General features: G+C 58.7%; 2 protein-coding genes. Both read left to right on the top strand.

Features of this window, described 5'->3' with window-relative positions; all coding sequences use genetic code 11:
• Window positions 1-453: 453 nt before the first annotated feature.
• The gene (locus ACY69P_RS15800) at window positions 454-1,878 is read left to right on the top strand and encodes a trimethylamine methyltransferase family protein (protein ID WP_462328177.1); all 1,425 of its coding nucleotides are present in this window, start codon (window positions 454-456) and stop codon (window positions 1,876-1,878) included.
• Window positions 1,879-2,040: 162 nt separating this feature from the next.
• Window positions 2,041-2,868 (top strand): BCCT family transporter (locus tag ACY69P_RS15795; protein WP_462328176.1); only part of this gene is annotated, 828 nt, incomplete at its 3' end.

The following is a 2,868-nucleotide window of genomic DNA, read 5'->3' as shown; positions in this document are numbered from 1 at the left end:
GCATGTGAAAATGAAATCTTTCCCACAGTATATCTCTGCGCTCTCCCCCCTCTCCCATACCCGAGAGGGGGAGGTGTCCGCAGGGGAAAGGGACTGCACAGCAACAGTTGCCACCGCAGGATAACACCCTGAATTCCCGAACCAAACCACGCAAGCACCCCTCCCAAGCGGCAAAAGAGCCGACGCCGGAGCGCCCTTTCTCCGCGAGGGGATACCCCCACGTCCCACAACCTGCCTCCCCGAAAAAAACGGGAAAAACTGGTTTTTTAGACCCGGGATTAGTCCGCGCTATTTTTTTTTTGCTGGTTCCACAGTAACACCTACCCAGCTTGTGCAAAAAAAGCACAAGCCTGTTCTACCGCTGGCGCCAAACGCGAACGAACATTGCACTGACGTATATAAGATTTCGCATACCCGTTATAATAACGGGACTAAGCATTTGGGAGGTGCTTCATGCCGCTCGATCCAATGTGGTCGTTGACCCAAGATGATATTTCTGCAGTACACGCTGCAACAATCAACCTTCTTGAGACCACCGGAATAGAGTTCCTGTCCGAACAGGCACTTGATGTGTTTCGATCTCATAGCTTTAAGGTAGAGGACCAGCGCGTCTTCATCACCGACGAACAGGTGCAGGCCGCGCTCTCGACCTGTCCTTCATCCTTCACCGTCCACGCCCGCAACGAGGCGAACAACGTGGTCATCGGTGGAGAACGTCCTATCTTCTCGCCTGTTTACGGCGCGCCCAACGTTGTTGACTTTGACGATAACCTGCGCAGCGGAACCCTTGACGACTACCACACCCTCGTCAAGCTGGCACATCAGTTGCCCAATCAGGACATGGTTGGCTACCTGCTGTGCGACCCCAGCGACGTCCCCGCCGAAACGTCCTACCTGCAGATGCTCTACAGTTCCTTCGTCTACTCCGACAAGCCGTTCATGGGGTGCAGCACCCACGGCAAAAAGGGCGTGGACGACATGCTCGCCATGGGCGAAATGGTCTTTGGCTGCGACAGGGAAGAGTTTAAGGAAAAGCCGTTTTCCATCTCCCTCATCAACAGCCTGACGCCCCTGCGCTACGAGGAAAAAACCTGCGAAGCCCTCATTGAGCTGGCGACCTACAAGCAGCCCATGCTCATCGCCGCACTTGTCACCGGCGGCGCCACCGGTCCCATTTCCATGGGCGGCGTGCTGGTTCTGCAGACGGCAGAAGTGCTGGCAGGCATCGTGCTGTCCCAGCTGGTGAATCCCGGCACCCCGGTCATCTACGGCTGCGCCTCCGGCGTGATGGACATGTCCACTGTGGTTGTGGCTATTGGCGCCCCCGAATTCTCCAAAGTCATGCGCGCCGGCGTGCAGCTGGGCCACTACTACGGCCTGCCCTGCCGAGGCGGCGGCTCCCTGACGGATGCCTGCGACGTGGACGCACAGGCGGGCTTTGAGTCCATGAGCACCATGCTGAACGCCATGAACCTTGGCGCGGACTTCATCCAGCACAGCTCCGGCTGCCTGTCCTCCTACCTTGGCGCGTCCTTCACCAAGATTGTCATGGACGACGAAATCTGCGGCTATGGCAAGGCCATGCGCCAGAAGATCGACGTCAGCGAAGAGGGTCTTGCTCTGGACGTCATCAAGGAAGTGGGCCATGGCGGCGAATACCTCACCAACATGCACACCGCCCTCAACTGCCGCACCGCAAGCTGGCAGCCAAACTACTCCTACCGCAAGGGTCTTGAGGCCTGGTTCTCCGGCGACACAAAGTCGCTGAAGCAGACCATCCGCGAACGCGGAGAGAAACTGCTGGCCGAGTATCAGATGCCCGAGATGGACCCGGCAGTCAAAGCGCAGCTCGACGCCTTCGTCGAAGCAGGCAGCTAGACACACCCTCCGGGCAAAACAGAACGGCTGACGGTGCCAGCGGTCTACCGCGTGTACCGTTTGCGCACACAAACGGACGCGAACCGCGACTCCGTCAGCCGCCCTTACGCCATCTTCCCGTTAACGGCTCCCTAGCCGGAGCACATGGCAACGAGAGAATCAATGACGACTGCTACTGACACAAAAACGCTTCCCAAGCAAGGCGGAACGGATCAGCTTTTGGTGGGTGTCACCCTTGGCATCACGATGCTGGCTCTTCTTTGGGCCGGACTGGACGCACCGGGCTTTGTTGAAATCATGAAGGGCGCAAAAGGCGTGCTGGCCCACAACTTTGGCTGGTTCTTCATCCTGAGCGTCTTTTTATTCATTCCCATTTTGATCTACCTCGCCTTCAGCAAGTACGGCGAAATGCGCCTTGGCAAGGACGAGGACCGGCCGGAATTCAGCACCTTTAGCTGGATTGCCCTGCTCTTTGGCTGCGGCCTTGGCGCGGGCTACTGTTTCTGGCCCTTTGGCGAGGCCCTGTGGCACTACTACAAAACGCCCTACTTTGCGGAATCCGCCACGCAGGGCGCTGTGCTGGCCTCCAAGGGCGCGGCCATGCTGCACTGGGGCTTCCACCAGTGGGCCATCTACGCGCTGGTGGGCCTGATTGTAGCCTTCCCCGCCTTCCGTCTGAACCGACCCATGACCATCTCCGGCGCCTTTTACGGCCTGCTGGGCGACAAGGCCTCGCGCGGGGTTGTTGGCCGCTGCGTTGAAATCCTTGCCTCCATCACCGCCCTGTGGGGCGCCGCCGCGGCAAACTGCCTTGGCCTTATGCTGTTCACCGTGGGCCTGAACAAAATCTTCGGCATTCAGGTGGGCCTGTGGGGCAACGCCATCATCATGCTGGGCATCATCCTCGCCTATACCCTTGCGGCCTACTCCGGCCTGCACAAGGGCATCAAGATGATCAGTGACGGCAACGTCTGGGTTTCCGTCTCGTGT

It is taken from the genome of Desulfobaculum sp. (assembly GCF_054921475.1).
The sequence above is the reverse complement of the archived record's forward strand: the minus strand, read 5'-3'. Positions and strand labels throughout refer to the sequence as shown.

Coding starts and splice junctions, on each gene's coding strand:
- ACY69P_RS15800 (WP_462328177.1), top strand. CDS start 454: ATGCCGCTCGATCCAATGTGGTCGTTGACCCAAGATGATATTTCTGCA.